Origin of the sequence: Clostridium phoceensis, assembly GCF_001244495.1 — a bacterium.
GTDB lineage: Bacteria > Bacillota > Clostridia > Oscillospirales > Oscillospiraceae > Lawsonibacter > Lawsonibacter asaccharolyticus.
This window is the reverse complement of record NZ_LN866274.1, coordinates 1,411,479-1,424,633: the sequence shown is the minus strand read 5'-3', so window position 1 is coordinate 1,424,633 and position 13,155 is coordinate 1,411,479. Positions and strand designations below refer to the sequence as shown.

Annotated in this window: 11 protein-coding genes; 1 reads left to right on the top strand and 10 read right to left on the bottom strand. The window is 65.8% G+C overall.

The window, feature by feature from the left end:
• Window positions 1-23 precede the first annotated feature (23 nt).
• The 9 genes from BN1969_RS07715 to BN1969_RS07675 form a co-directional block, all read right to left on the bottom strand.
• The gene (locus BN1969_RS07715) at window positions 24-2,585 is read right to left on the bottom strand and encodes a UvrD-helicase domain-containing protein (protein WP_082203660.1); all 2,562 of its coding nucleotides are present in this window, start codon (window positions 2,583-2,585) and stop codon (window positions 24-26) included.
• Window positions 2,585-3,895 (bottom strand): UvrD-helicase domain-containing protein, encoded by a 1,311-nt coding sequence (locus tag BN1969_RS07710; RefSeq protein ID WP_050623770.1) that lies wholly within the window; start codon window positions 3,893-3,895, stop codon window positions 2,585-2,587. Before BN1969_RS07710 ends, BN1969_RS07715 begins: the two co-directional genes overlap by 1 nt.
• Window positions 3,896-3,926: 31 nt before the next feature.
• A complete protein-coding gene (locus tag BN1969_RS07705) occupies window positions 3,927-4,340 on the bottom strand; it encodes an EamA family transporter (RefSeq protein WP_050623769.1) in 414 nt (137 codons plus the stop codon).
• 35 nt (window positions 4,341-4,375) lie between these two features.
• A complete protein-coding gene (locus BN1969_RS07700) occupies window positions 4,376-5,209 on the bottom strand; it encodes a pyridoxamine kinase (protein ID WP_050623768.1) in 834 nt (277 codons plus the stop codon).
• Between the two features lie 46 nt (window positions 5,210-5,255).
• A complete protein-coding gene (locus BN1969_RS07695; RefSeq protein ID WP_050623767.1) occupies window positions 5,256-6,017 on the bottom strand; it encodes an MBL fold metallo-hydrolase in 762 nt (253 codons plus the stop codon).
• 22 nt (window positions 6,018-6,039) lie between these two features.
• Window positions 6,040-6,735 (bottom strand): alpha/beta fold hydrolase, encoded by a 696-nt coding sequence (locus BN1969_RS07690; RefSeq protein ID WP_050623766.1) that lies wholly within the window; start codon window positions 6,733-6,735, stop codon window positions 6,040-6,042.
• Window positions 6,736-6,748: 13 nt separating this feature from the next.
• The gene (locus tag BN1969_RS07685; RefSeq protein WP_050623765.1) at window positions 6,749-7,078 is read right to left on the bottom strand and encodes a YqfO family protein; all 330 of its coding nucleotides are present in this window, start codon (window positions 7,076-7,078) and stop codon (window positions 6,749-6,751) included.
• A gap of 14 nt (window positions 7,079-7,092) precedes the next feature.
• On the bottom strand, window positions 7,093-10,428 hold the full coding sequence (locus BN1969_RS18870; protein WP_050623764.1) for a PD-(D/E)XK nuclease family protein: 3,336 nt from the start codon (window positions 10,426-10,428) through the stop codon (window positions 7,093-7,095).
• 122 nt (window positions 10,429-10,550) lie between these two features.
• Window positions 10,551-10,826 carry a hypothetical protein gene (locus BN1969_RS07675; RefSeq protein ID WP_050623763.1) on the bottom strand — a complete coding sequence of 92 codons (276 nt, stop codon included), beginning with the start codon at window positions 10,824-10,826 and terminating at the stop codon, window positions 10,551-10,553.
• Between the two features lie 231 nt (window positions 10,827-11,057).
• Here BN1969_RS07675 and BN1969_RS07670 point away from each other — a divergent pair, with 231 nt between their 5' ends.
• Window positions 11,058-11,567: a helix-turn-helix domain-containing protein gene (locus BN1969_RS07670; protein ID WP_050623762.1), complete on the top strand. Its 510-nt coding sequence runs from the start codon at window positions 11,058-11,060 to the stop codon at window positions 11,565-11,567.
• Between the two features lie 95 nt (window positions 11,568-11,662).
• On the opposite strand, the gene guaB is transcribed toward BN1969_RS07670, so the two are convergent.
• A complete protein-coding gene (gene guaB, locus BN1969_RS07665; RefSeq protein ID WP_050623761.1) occupies window positions 11,663-13,138 on the bottom strand; it encodes an IMP dehydrogenase in 1,476 nt (491 codons plus the stop codon).
• Window positions 13,139-13,155: the final 17 nt, after the last annotated feature.

Sequence of the window (13,155 nt, the reverse complement as noted above, 5' to 3'; positions counted from 1 at the left end):
TTCTCGGCCCTTTTGTCGCCCTTTCACAGAAGGACCAGCTCCCCCGGTTCGAAGAACCAGAGCGCCTTTCGGACCACCTGTTTTCCGGTGATCTCCTCCAGGGCCCGGCTGTACGCCTCCAGCTGAGGGCGGTACTCCTCTCCCCGGGCCGCCGCCCCGGACCGGGAGACCCGGTCGCTCTTGAAGTCCACCACCGTGATGCCCTCCAGAGTCTCGAACCAGGCGTCCACTACGCCCTGGAGCAGCACCTCCTCCCCCGGCTCCAGGCCGGGGCAGAACTCCTCCGCCGGCAGCAGCACGGAAAATTTGAATTCCCGGCGGCACACGGGGGCCGACGCCATCTCCCTGCCCAGGGGCGAGTTAAAGAACGCGGACAGCTGTCCCGGATCGGCCGCCGCCCCCTGCTGGGGGGTGAGGAAGCCGCCGGACACCAGGCGCTCCAGCTCCGCCGCTGCCCGCTCCGGGGTGTCCGTGTCCAGGGGGAGATACTGCATGGCCAGGTGCAGGGCTGTGCCCCGCTGGGCCGGGGTGAGTCCCCGCTCCTCCGCCACGAACTGGGGCCGCAGGATGGAGAGCGGCTGGGGCGGAAGGGCCGCCGGGGCGGCCTCCTCCCGGGTCTCCTGGTCCAGGCTCCGCCCCTTGAGCTGGGTGGCGGTGAGCTTGGAGGGGGTCTGGGAGGAAAGGGAGAACGGATAGTGCCAGGCCAGCGCCTCTCTCAGCCCCTCCGGTTCCGTCTCCGACTCTCCGGGCAGATCCGCGAAGCGGCCCCTCTGCTCCGGAATCTGGGCCAGTGCCGCCCCATCTACCCATCGAATATCCCAGGCGGGCCCCAGAGTCCCCGGGGACACCTCCGGCAGCCCCGCCATGCTCCGCAGGGCGGACGCCTCGGGCCGGGCCAGGGCGTGAAGCAGCACCCAGCCGCCCACGCTCTGCTGGCGCTCCAACGCCATGGGGGAGGGTGGAACAGACAGGTCCTCCCCCAGCTTCTCCAGCTTCTCCGCTCCCCGCCGCAGCGGGATGGAGAGGATCAGCTTCTCTTTGGCCCGGGTCATGGCCACATAGAGCAGACGCAGCTCCTCCGCCATCATCTCCCGCTCCAGCTTCCGGGCCACCGCCTTGCGGGCCAGGGTGGGATACTCCACCATCCGCTCCCGGTCCAGGCCCCGGGGGCCCACCCCCAGCACCGGATGGAAGAGGACAGGCCGCTGGAGGTCGTCCCGGTTCAGCCGCCGGGACAGGCCGCACAGCAGCACCACCGGTTTCTCCAACCCCTTGGAGCGGTGGATGGACATGATGGTCACACCGCCCCCCTCCCGGCCTGGGGCGGACAGGGACAGTCCCCCGGTCTGGCGCATCCGCTCCAGGCGCAGCAGGAACTGGAAGAGAGACCGGCACCCCGCCTCCTCCAGACGCCCCGCCAGGGCATAGAGGGTGAGCAGGCGGCCCTGCCGCTCCTGCCCCCCGTCCATGGCCCCGAACAGGCCCAGCAGGTTGGTCCGTTCATAGATGTGCCAGATCAGCTGGCGGCAGGTGCGGTCCCCTGCCCCGAAGCGCAGCTCCTCCAGCTCCGTCAGGAAATCCCGGCACGCCTGGTCCCCCCGGCCGGCGGCCTGAACCACAGCGGAATAGAAGTCCCCCTCCCCCTCCGCCCGGAGCAGAGCCAGCTGATCTCCTGAAAAGCCGTACACCGGGGAGCGCAGGGCCGCGATCAGCGCCACATCCTGGCGGGGATTGTCCACGATCTGGAGAAGGGACAGGGCCACATTGATCTCGGTGGAGGCAAAGAAGTCCTCCCCGCCCTCGGCGGACCAGGGCAGCCCCGCCTCGTTGAGGGCCCGGATATAGTGGTGGAGCACCGCCCCAGGGGAGCGCAGGAGAAGGAGCACGTCAGAGGGCTCCGCCCGCCGCTGCCCGCTCCCCTCCGTCAGCATCAGCTCCCCGTCCAGCAGCTCCCGGATACGGCGGGCCGCCCAGCGGGCCTCCAGCAGATTTTTGTCCGCCCGCTCCCCTTCCTCCTGGTCCCCCAGGAAGGACAGGTCCTCCAGGTCCAGCTCCACCCGCCAGTCTCCCTCCGGCGGGAAGGCGGCCCCCGGCGCCAGCGCCTGGTCCTGGGTGTAGTCCAGCTCCCCGAATTCAGTTGACATAATATTTCGAAAGAGGTCGTTGGTCCCCTCCAGGACCTCCGGCCGGGAACGGAAGTTGCGGGTGAGCACCACTGTCCGCTCCTCCCCCTCCGCCGCCTGGTCCCAAGGTTTGAAACGGCGGTACTTGTCCAGGAAGATGGTGGGGTCGGCCAGCCGGAAGCGGTAGATGGACTGCTTCACGTCTCCCACCATAAACAGCTTCCGCCCCCCATCGGACACGGCAGTGAAGATGGCGTTCTGCACCTGGTTGGTGTCCTGATACTCGTCCACCATCACCTCGGCGAACCGGCCGCTCCAGTACCGGGCCAGCGGGCCGGGCCCTCCGTCCCCGTCCTGGGTGAGCAGCCGCAGGGCCAGATGTTCCAGGTCGGAAAAGTCCAGTACGCCCCGGCGCGCCTTCTCCCGGGCGTAGTCCTCCTGAAAGCGGGCCGTCAGCTCCATCAGGCCCCGCACCNCCGGAAGCGGTAGATGGACTGCTTCACGTCTCCCACCATAAACAGCTTCCGCCCCCCATCGGACACGGCAGTGAAGATGGCGTTCTGCACCTGGTTGGTGTCCTGATACTCGTCCACCATCACCTCGGCGAACCGGCCGCTCCAGTACCGGGCCAGCGGGCCGGGCCCTCCGTCCCCGTCCTGGGTGAGCAGCCGCAGGGCCAGATGTTCCAGGTCGGAAAAGTCCAGTACGCCCCGGCGCGCCTTCTCCCGGGCGTAGTCCTCCTGAAAGCGGGCCGTCAGCTCCATCAGGCCCCGCACCGCGGGCCGGGCCAGGGCCAGGTCGGCCAGCAGCTGCCCGCTGTCCCCGCCCAGGTCCTCAAAGAGCTTGTCCATCTGCTTCTTGCAGCGGGTGCGCAGTCCCTTCACCCGCTCCGCCGCCTCCAGGTCCTCCACGCCCTTTTTCCGCCCCGCCGCCGGGAACTCCACTGGCAGGGCCCGGTACACGCCGTCCCAGCTGTCCGCCGCCAGCAGGGCCCGCACCCCCTGGATGGACTGGGAGAGACTGGGGCCGTAATTCTGGCTGAGCACGCTGTCCCGGCCGGTGAGTTCCAGCGCCCGGAGCAGCAGCTCCAGGCAGCGCTCCCCCTGCCGCCTGGCGTCGGCCAGCAGCAGCGCCCCCCAGGGGGTGTCCCCCGCGTCGGTGACCCCATCCAGCTCCCACAGGCGGCTCTGGTCTGCCAGCCAGCCCGCCGGGTCCGGGTGGCTCTGGATGCGGCCGAACACGTCCAGCACGATCTGCTCCAGGCGGCTGTCGTCCCGCCCGGCGGCCATGGTGTCCACCAGGGCGGCAAAGTCCCCCTCCGGGTCCAGATCCTCGTACTGGCGGTCCAGGGTCTCCCCCAGCACCCGGGCCATCAGGACCGCGCCCTCCCCCTCGTCGCACAGCCGAAAGTCCGGGTCCAACCCGATCTGGTGGCCGCTCTCCCGCAGCAGAGCGGCACAGAAGGCGTGCACCGTAGAGATCTGGGCCTTGTAGACCAACGTGGTCTGCCGCCGCAGGTGCCGGTCGTTGGGCCGCTCCGCCAGCCGGTCGGACAGCTCCTGAGCAATCCGGGCCCGCAGCTCTGCCGCAGCCGCCCGGGTATATGTAATGACCAGGAAGTCGTCGATATCCGCTCCCTCCCCGGTCACCTGGTCCAGCAGCCGCTCCACCAGCACCCGGGTCTTGCCCGAGCCCGCCGCAGCCGACACCAGCAGTCCGCCCCCCCGGTCATGGACTGCTCTGCTCTGTTCCTCTGTCAAGGCAAAGGCCATCTGCGCGTCCTCCTCTCTCTGTCCGCTCCATTCACAGGATCAACACCAGCGTCCCTGCCGTGATGAGCAGGCCGCCTATGACGGTCTGGACGGTCACCGCCTCCCTCAGCACCACAAAGGCCAGCACCATGGAGATGACCACGCTGAACTTGTCGATGGGGATGACCCGGCTGGCCTGGCCGATCTGAAGGGCGTGGAAATAGCACAGCCAGGACAGGCCGGTGGCCAGGCCGGACAGGAGGAGGAACACCCAGCTCCGGGTGGAAATATCCCCGATCTCATGCTGCTTCCCTGTCAGGAACACAATAGCCCAGGCCATCACCAGCACCACCACGGTGCGGATGGCGGTGGCCAGGTTGGAGTTGATGCCCTCCATCCCCAGCTTGGCCAATATCCCGGTCAGCGCAGCGAACACCGCAGACAGGAGCGCAAAAACTGCCCACATATCCCTTTTCTTCCTTTCTTCCGCCCTCTGGAGGCTCAGAGATCCAATTCCTTCAAAAACCGCTCGATGCGGATACCCTTGTTCTTCTCCACCTCGTTGCGGTCCAGACAGACCAGGCGCTCCACCGTATCCATGGCCTTCCGGGCCGTCTGCTCCAGGCCGGTCCCGGCCAGCAGCTCTCCTACCAGGACGGCAGAGAACACGTCGCCAGTGCCGGGAAAGTGGACCTGGATGAAGTCGAAGGGCAGGGTGAAGTACCGCCCCTGCCGGTGACAGTAGCCCCACACCACGTGGCGGCCGGTCTCCGCCTCCAGCCCGCTGGTGATGACCACCGATCTGGGCCCGCAGGCCAGCAGGGCGTCCACCACCTCCCGGGCCTGATGCCGGTCGAGGGCCTCCGCCCCCCGGTACCGCTCTGTCAGGAACTCCGCCTCCGTCAAATTGGGGACGATCACGTCCGCCACCCCGATGAGGCGGCGCATGTTCTCCACCGTCTCCTCGGTGACGCCGTTATAGAGCTTCCCTTCATCCCCCATGATGGGGTCGGTCATCACCAACAGGTCCTCCTTCCTCTGGCTCTCGATGAAGGCGCGGATAATGTCCACCTGCTCCGCCGAGGCCAGAAAGCCCGTGGTGATGCAGTCAAAGGAGAAGCCCAGCTCCTTCCACACGGCAATGGACTTTTTCATATAGTCGGTGGTATCCAAGATGGTGAACTTCCCATAATCCAGGGTGTTGGACACCAAGGCGGTGGGGAGGTTATAGATATTATGCCCCATGTGGGACAAAATCGGCAGCATGGCGGCCAAAGCGACCTTTCCATATCCCGGCATGTCGTTGATGATCAAAATATTCTTGTTCTGCTGCATGGTCCATTCCTTCTTTTTTCATCGTTCTGCTTTTCCGGTTTTCCTGTCACAGCCGGACCGCCCAGTCCCCGTAATCAAAGGTGCCGCCGCCGTGGCGGAGCTTTCCCTGCTCTTTCAGCCTGCGGAAAGCGTCCCGCACACGGCCCAGGAGCTCCGGCCCGATGTCCAGGGCGTGGTGGGCAGGGAGCAGGCGCTCCATCGGCAGGCAGGCGGTCCGCTCCAGGGAACTCAGGTATTCCTCCGGGTTGGTAGAGGGGTAGCAGGCGAACAGGGTGCCTCGATAGACTAGATCTCCGGAAAAAAGATAGCCCCGCTCCGCCTCCCAAAAACACATGTGGCCAGGAGAGTGGCCCGGCGTGTGGAGCACCTCCAAGGTCCGCCCGCCCAGCTCGATGCGGTCTCCGTCCCGCAGCACGCGGGCGGGATGCCCCTGGAACAGGGTGTACCGGCTCACATCAAAGTCTTCCGGCAGGCAACAGTGGTCCGCCACCATGGCCCGGACGGCCTCCACGGACAGCGGGAACCCGCCCGACAGCCAATTCAGCTCTGCCTCGTGGGCGTAAAACTCCGGAAAGTACCGGTGGCCCCCGATGTGGTCCCAGTGGATGTGGGTGGCTACCGCCGCCACTGGCCGATCCGTCAGACGGTCCACCGCCTGCCGGATGTCGCAGATCCCCAGCCCGGTATCGATGAGCAGGCTGCGCTCCCTTCCCCGCAGCAGGTAGCAGTGAGTCTCCTCCCAGTGGCGGTACTCACTGAGGATGTCCGTATCCTCATCGATCCGCTCCAGCGTGAACCAATCATCCATCTCTGTCTTTCCTTTCCAATTCCTACGGGATCTGTGCGCCGTCCAGCAGGAAATCCAGCACGAGGGGATTGAAGGTCTGCCAGTTCCGCCGAGCCACGAAGTGGTCCCCGGGCAGGATGGCCAGCCGGCTGTCCGGGATGGCGGCGGCGATGGCCCGGGTATGGCCCTCCCGGATCATGTCCCGCTCCCCTGCCACCACCAAGGCGGGCATAGGGAGCCGGGCAAGCGCCTCCGTGGGGATGTGGGGCTGGGTCACCATCAGGTCCAGCATCTCCCAATTCGCCCTGGCCTTCCGGCTGAACAGGGCTGGCACCCGGCACATTCCCCAGCCCAGCACGATGGGCAGCTGGGTGGTCAGCTTCACGCCGGAGGGGCACAGGTCCGCCCCATTGAGGATCAGCTTTTCCACATACTCCGGGTATTTCAGGGCGAACAGCAGAGCGATGTTGCCCCCGTCGGAGAAGCCCAGCAGGTGGCATCGGGTAATGCTCCTCCCGTCCAGGAACTCCTTCAGATCCTCCGCAAACTGCTCCAGGGTGAAGGGGGCAGTCCCTCTGGGGCTCTCCCCATGGCCCCGGGTGTCCACCGCGATGACCCGGAAGTGCTGGGAAAAGGGTCCCATCTGCCGCTTGAAATAGGTGTGGTCCTCCCCGTTGCCGTGGAGGAGCACCAGCGGGAATCCCTCCCCCGCCTCTACACAGCACAGCCTGATGTCCATCACAGTTCTCCTCTCACAGCCCTGTGCCCACCAGGGGCAGCACGTTGATCACGGGCTCCTCATAGGGGTGGGCCTCCTTCACTGCCGCCAGGGTCTCCCTCAGCCGCTCCCCCCGGCAGCACACCTCGATCTTCAGCTCCTGTTCCTGGGACAGCTCCCCAGGGATGCCCTCAAAGGGGTCCGCCCCCTCCAGGGGCCTCCAGCAGCTGTTCACCCGGCTCCAGCTCAGGCACCGGTCATACTCCCCGATATGCCCGGCGTCCACCGACCACAGGGCCTGACGGACAGCCGCGAAATAGTCCTCCGGCACAAAGATCTCCAGCTTATAAAAACGATGTTCCATCTGCTGCACCTCTCTCAGTCTGTCTCCCGCTCTACGTTCTCCCAGAACTCCTGGGCCTTGACCCCCGGCAGCCAGCGCCGGCAGTCCCCGCCTCTGCCCTCCTCAAAGTGGCAGGCGGCGGCGTAGTCGCAGAAACGGCAGGCATTCTTCTCAGGCCCCCGCCAGAAGGGATCGGCAGCGATGTTGCCTGCCGCCAGTTCCCGGCAGATCTCCTCCAGGACTTTGCGGGTGTGCTTCTCCAGCCGCCCCAGCCGCTCGGCGCTCACCAGGGCCTCGCCGGTGATCTCCCCTGTGCTTTTGGACACCCGCAGGGGCAGGAAGCGGTAGCCCCCCGGCCCTGGCCGCTCCATGGCCTCCAGCACCGCCCCATCGGAGAGGACCAATCCCCGGCGGACCAGCTCTTTGTCCACTGCCTTCTGCCGCTCCTCCTCGCTCATGGTCCGGCTGCCCCGGACCACCGCGTCCCGGGCAGGCAGGTAAAGCACCCCCGCCCCCTCTACCGGCAGTCCGTAGACCCCCTCTCCCCGCTCCTCCAGTGCGAAGAGGTACAGAAGCATCTGGAGGCCCAGGCCGTTCCACACCTCCGTCAGGTCAAAGCTTTTACGGCCGGTCTTGTAGTCCACCACCCGGAGGTGGAGCCGCCCGTTCTCCACCCAGCCGTCCACCCGGTCCACGAAGCCGGAGACGCTGATGGTGACTCCCTCCGCCGTCAGCTCCACCGGAGGCAGCTCCCCCCGGCTCCCAAAGCCCAGCTCAAAGGAAATGGGCCGGAATCGGGAGGCACACAGCTCCTGGGCCACGTTGTCCACCACCGCCTGGACGGAGCGCAGCAGGCGGCGGAACAGATAGCGGAAGCGCTGGCTCTGGTGCTCCAACCCTCCCAGTTCCTCTGCCGTGTAGCGGTCCACCGCCGCCCGTACCGCCGCTCTCAGCCGCTTTTGCAGCTCCTCCCCCCAGCTCTCCTCCCCGATGGGGCAGCTCTGGAGCACATGCTCCAGCACATAGTGGACGAAGGTGCCGTACTCCGGCGCAGTGAATCCGGCAGGCTTCCGGGGCTCCGCCTGGAGGCCGTAGCGCATGAAGTAGGAGAAGTGGCAGGACTTGTACTTGTCCATCCGGGAGGCGGACATGGGTACCCGCTGTCCATACAGCCGGTCCACCGCCCCCCGGGTCAGCCTGCCCCGCTCCCAGCGTCCGGCCCGTTCCAGCCGCTCCACCTGGGGGGCGTACTCCGGCAGGGACCCCATCACCCGCCGGACTGCCGGGCTCCGCCCCGCCAGCTCCAAGGCGGGCAGGGGGGCCGCCATGCGGAAGGAGTCCCCCAGTCCCTCCTCCCGCACCTCTGCAAGGCCGGGGAAGAGCAGCTTCAGCCGCCCCACCAGGAAGCAGGACCGCCGCTCCTCCCCCCCCGCCCCCTGGGCGGGCCAGGTGAGAATCAGACGCCGGCTGGGCAGGGCGCAGATCTGATACAGGGTGGTCATCTCCCGGTAGAGGCGCTCCTCCGCGCTCTGGTTCAGCTCCAGGCCGTAGGAGGCCAGCAGGGTGCGGTCGTCGTCGGAGAGCAGGCCGGGCTCCGCCCCCACCTGGGGGATGGAGCTGTCGTCCGCCCCCAGCAGGAAGAGCACCTTCACCCGGTGGCCGGTCTGCCGGGTGGTCTCCCCCGCTGTCACCCGGTCCAGGGAGACCGGGATAGTGCCCACGTCATACTGAGAGAGCACCAGCTGGAACAGACTGGAGAACTCCTCCAGCTCCATAGGCACCTCCCCGGTGAGGGCGGCACACTGCTCCAGCCCGCCGCACAGGATCTCCCAGAGCTGGCGATACTCCTCGGCCAGCGCGGGCTCCCCCCGCCGGCGCAGTTCCTCCACCCGCTCTCCCAGCCGCCGGGGCAGGCCGATCTCCTCCAGAAAGCCGTAGAGAGCCATAGCCTGTCCCCGTCCTGTACGGGCCGAATTTTTCCGCAGCCTCTCCAGCGGGGCCGCCACCTGCCGCCGGGCCCGGTCCACCCGCTCCAACAGGGCCTGGTCCTCCTCCGTCATGGGGAAGCCATAGCCCCTGGGGTGCATGGTCCAGGGCTTCTCCTGCGTCCACCGGCTCCCCCGGATGTCCCACTTCAAGACATAGTTCTCCAGCAGATCCCGGTCCTCCTCCCCTAGGTCGGTGAGGCCGGTCTTGAGATAGCGAAACACGTCGTCATAGACATATCCCCCCGCCACCGTGTCCAGCGCCCCGGTCACCAGAGCCAGGATGGGCTTATCCAGGATCTCACTCATAGAGGAGGAGAACACCGGCACCCCGTACCGGGCGAACACCGACTCCACCAAATCCTGATAGGTCCTGTAGGACCGGGCTACCACCCCGATGTCCCGGAAGCGGAGCCCCTCCCGCCGCACCAGCTCCAGGATGCGGGCCGCAGTCCACTCCACCTCTCCCCGGGGCGTCCGGGCGGCAAAGAGCTCCACTGCCCCCTCCGGCTCCCGCTCCAGGCCGGGAGCGTGGGCGAACAGGGCCTTTTCCAGGAAGTCCAGATCCGCCGCCCGTCCTCCTCCCTCCGCCGCCAGGTGCTCCACCTGGCTGGGGACGCGGCGCTCCCGGGCCGCCCGCAGCAGCTGGGCGGCCGTTCGGCGGGCGGGGGAGAAGATGCCGGTCCCCCCCTCATCCTCCTCCAAATGGTCACAGGTGAGGGTAACCGTCACCGAATGGGCCTGCTCCAGCAGGCGGGAGAGCACCTCTATCTGCTGGGGAGTAAAGTCGGTGAAGCCGTCCAGCCACAGGTCCCTCCCCGCTGCCCAGGGGCAGTCCTTCAGCTTCTCCGCCGTCCGGGTCAGCCGGTCCCTGGGGTCCAGGGCCACCTGGGCAGTGAGGGCATCGTAAGCCCCGCAGATCAGGGACAGGTCCCGCAGCTTCTCTCCCTCCGGTCCCTCCGCCTCACAGCCCGCCCGCTCCAAGTCTGCCGGGGAGACCCGGCAGCTCTTCAGCTCGTCTACAGTGGCGATCAGGCTGCGGAGGAAAGAGGCCCGCCCCGCTGAGCGGGCGCACACGGTGAGCTGGGCCGCCACCGACTTCACTGCCCGGTGCATCAGCAGCAGGCGGCCGCCTGCGTCCAGCTCCGCTTCTCCCAGCCCTCCGGCCGCCAGAAAGACTCGGTTGGCCAGGCGGCTGAAGGAGAGCACCTCCGCATACAGGGATACTCCGTTCCCCCCCACCTTGCACAGCGCCCGCTCTGCCTCGTGGGAGTTCTGCTCCGGCACCAGCAGGACCTGGGGGCGCTCCGCCCCCGCCCCGCACATGCGGCGGTAGACGGCGGTAGTCTTCCCCGATCCCGCCCGGCCCAGTATCAGCTTCAGCACGGTCCTCGCCCCTCTCCAGCCTGTTTTTCAGCTATACGCATTGTAGCACAAAGCCCCCCGGAGAGAAAGTAATTTCTCTTCGGGGGCCCGCTTGTCCCTCCCGTCCGCCGGACAGCTGGGTCTCATTTCAGTCCCTTCCGCTCCAGCAGTTGGATCAGGCTGCTGTTGACCAGCTTTTGGGCCAGCAGTTCCCGGAACTGGACGGTCTTTTCCTTCCGCTGTCCTCTCAGCTCCTCCAGACGCCGGGAGATGGACTGCTGCTCCTCCTCCAGTCCACAGGCCAGGTCCTCAAAGGCCGCCAGCCGCTCCAGCGCCGCCTCCAGGCGCTCCGTGGGGCAGAGGACCCTCCCCCCTTCCCGCAGGGTGTACCGCTCCATATTCTTCTCCTCCTTATTCATGGACTTCCGCCCCTTCTTCTTTCTCCCAAGCGCAGGGAAATTTACATGTATATGAAACGCTCCAAAGCATCCAGAGATCGAACTCATTTTTTCTGCGTATGAACAGCGGCCAGCCTCAAATCATGGAACAAAAATGGCCATTTTCCTGAAATGTTAACATACGTTGCTTGCGGCAACGGGCCGCTCTCTATATAATTATGGCAGAGAACAGATGGAAGGAGACCATCCCAAATGCTCAACGAAAACATAAAAGCGATCCGAACATCAAAAGGACTTTCCCAGCAGGAGCTTGCTGTCAAGCTGAACGTGGTGCGGCAGACGATCTCAAAATGGGAACAAGGAATATCTGTCCCCGACTCTGACCTGCTGATCTCTCTGTCGGAAGCCCTTGAGACCCCCGTGAGCACCTTGCTGGGAGAAACTGTCATGGCGTCGGACGTTGATACCCTGAAAGCCATCTCCGCAAAACTGGAGGTGATAAACCTGCAGCTTGCGCAGAGAAAAACCACAAGGAGGCGTATCCTGCATTGGCTCCTCCTCTCATTGTGCGCGGTCACAGCGGCCATCTTCGCCTTCTTGTCGGCCCTGAACAGCCCTTACTTAGGCTGGGATTACAGCGATCCCGAGACCGCTGTAATCGGGGTGGCCCTTCACGGGTTGGAATGGCTGTTCGTCAGAGCGGCCCCCATCATCCTGATCGCCGCGATCGTCGGGATCTTCTTGACACGGAAAAAGGGATAGCTCCCCATTGGGTCAGACTCACTCCGCTCCGGGAGGACAAGGGGGATCATAGAAATGGAAAAGCCCGGGCCGCAGCTGCGGCCCGGGCTCTGCGATTAGTCGGGACTGATGGTATAGTTGGGAGCTTCCTTGGTGATATAGATGTCGTGGGGGTGGGACTCCCGCAGGCCGGCGGCAGTGATCTGCATGAACTGGGCGTTCTGCTGGAGCTCCGCGATGCTGTGGCAGCCGGTGTAGCCCATGCCGGCCCGCAGGCCGCCCATCAGCTGATAGATGGTGTCGCTGGTGGAGCCCTTATAGGGGACGCGCCCCTCCACGCCCTCGGGCACCAGCTTCTTGTTGGACTCCTGGAAGTAGCGGTCCTTGGAGCCGTGATTCATGGCGGCCAGGGAGCCCATGCCGCGGTAGGTCTTGAACTGGCGGCCCTGATAGATCTCGGTATCGCCGGGGGACTCCTCGCACCCCGCCAGCAGAGAGCCGATCATGACCACACTGCCGCCAGCGGCGATGGCCTTTACGATATCGCCAGAGAACTTCACGCCGCCGTCAGCAATAATGGGCACACCATACTGGGCGGCCACGCAGGCGGCGTCATAGATGGCGGTGATCTGAGGCACGCCGATGCCGGCCACCACGCGGGTGGTGCAGATGGAGCCGGGGCCGATGCCCACTTTCACACAGTCGGCGCCTGCCTCGATGAGGGCGCGGGTGCCCTCGGCGGTGGCCACGTTGCCAGCGATCAGCTGGACCTCCGGGTAGAGGGCCTTGATGCGCTTGACGGTCTCCAGCACGTTCTGGGTGTGCCCGTGGGCAGAGTCCAGGTTCAGCACATCCACGCCGGCCTCCACCAGAGCGGATACCCGGTCCAGCACGTCGGCGGTGGCGCCGATGGCGGCACCCACCAGCAGGCGGCCCTTCTCGTCACGGGCGGAGTTGGGGTACACCTCCGCCTTCTCGATGTCCTTGATGGTGATCAGGCCCTTGAGGCGGAAATCCTTGTCCACCAGGGGCAGCTTCTCGATTTTGTGGCGGCGCAGGATCTCCTTAGCCTCCTCCAAGGTGATGCCCTCGGGGGCGGTGACCAGGTTCTCCTTGGTCATCACGTTGTCGATGAGCTGGTTCATGTCGGTCTCGAACTTCATGTCCCGGTTGGTGATGATGCCGATCAGCTTCCCGTTGTCACAGATGGGCACGCCGGAGATGCGGTACTTGGCCATCAGCTCGTCGGCCTCCGCCAGGGTGTGGCCCGGAGCCAGCCAGAAGGGGTTGGTGATGACGCCGTTCTCGCTGCGCTTGACCATATCCACCTGCTCCGCCTGCTGGCTGATAGACATGTTCTTGTGGATGACGCCGATGCCGCCCTCCCGGGCGATGGCGATGGCCATGCGATACTCGGTGACGGTATCCATAGCGGAACTGATAAGCGGGATATTCAGCCGGATTTTCTTTGTCAGATTGGTGTGCAGATCCACATCAGCGGGCAGCACATCGCTGGCGGCGGGGATCAGCAGCACGTCGTCAAAGGTAAGCCCCTGCTTGACAAACTTCTGGGAAGCGTCCTGGTTGACCATAGTTCACAGCTCCTTTT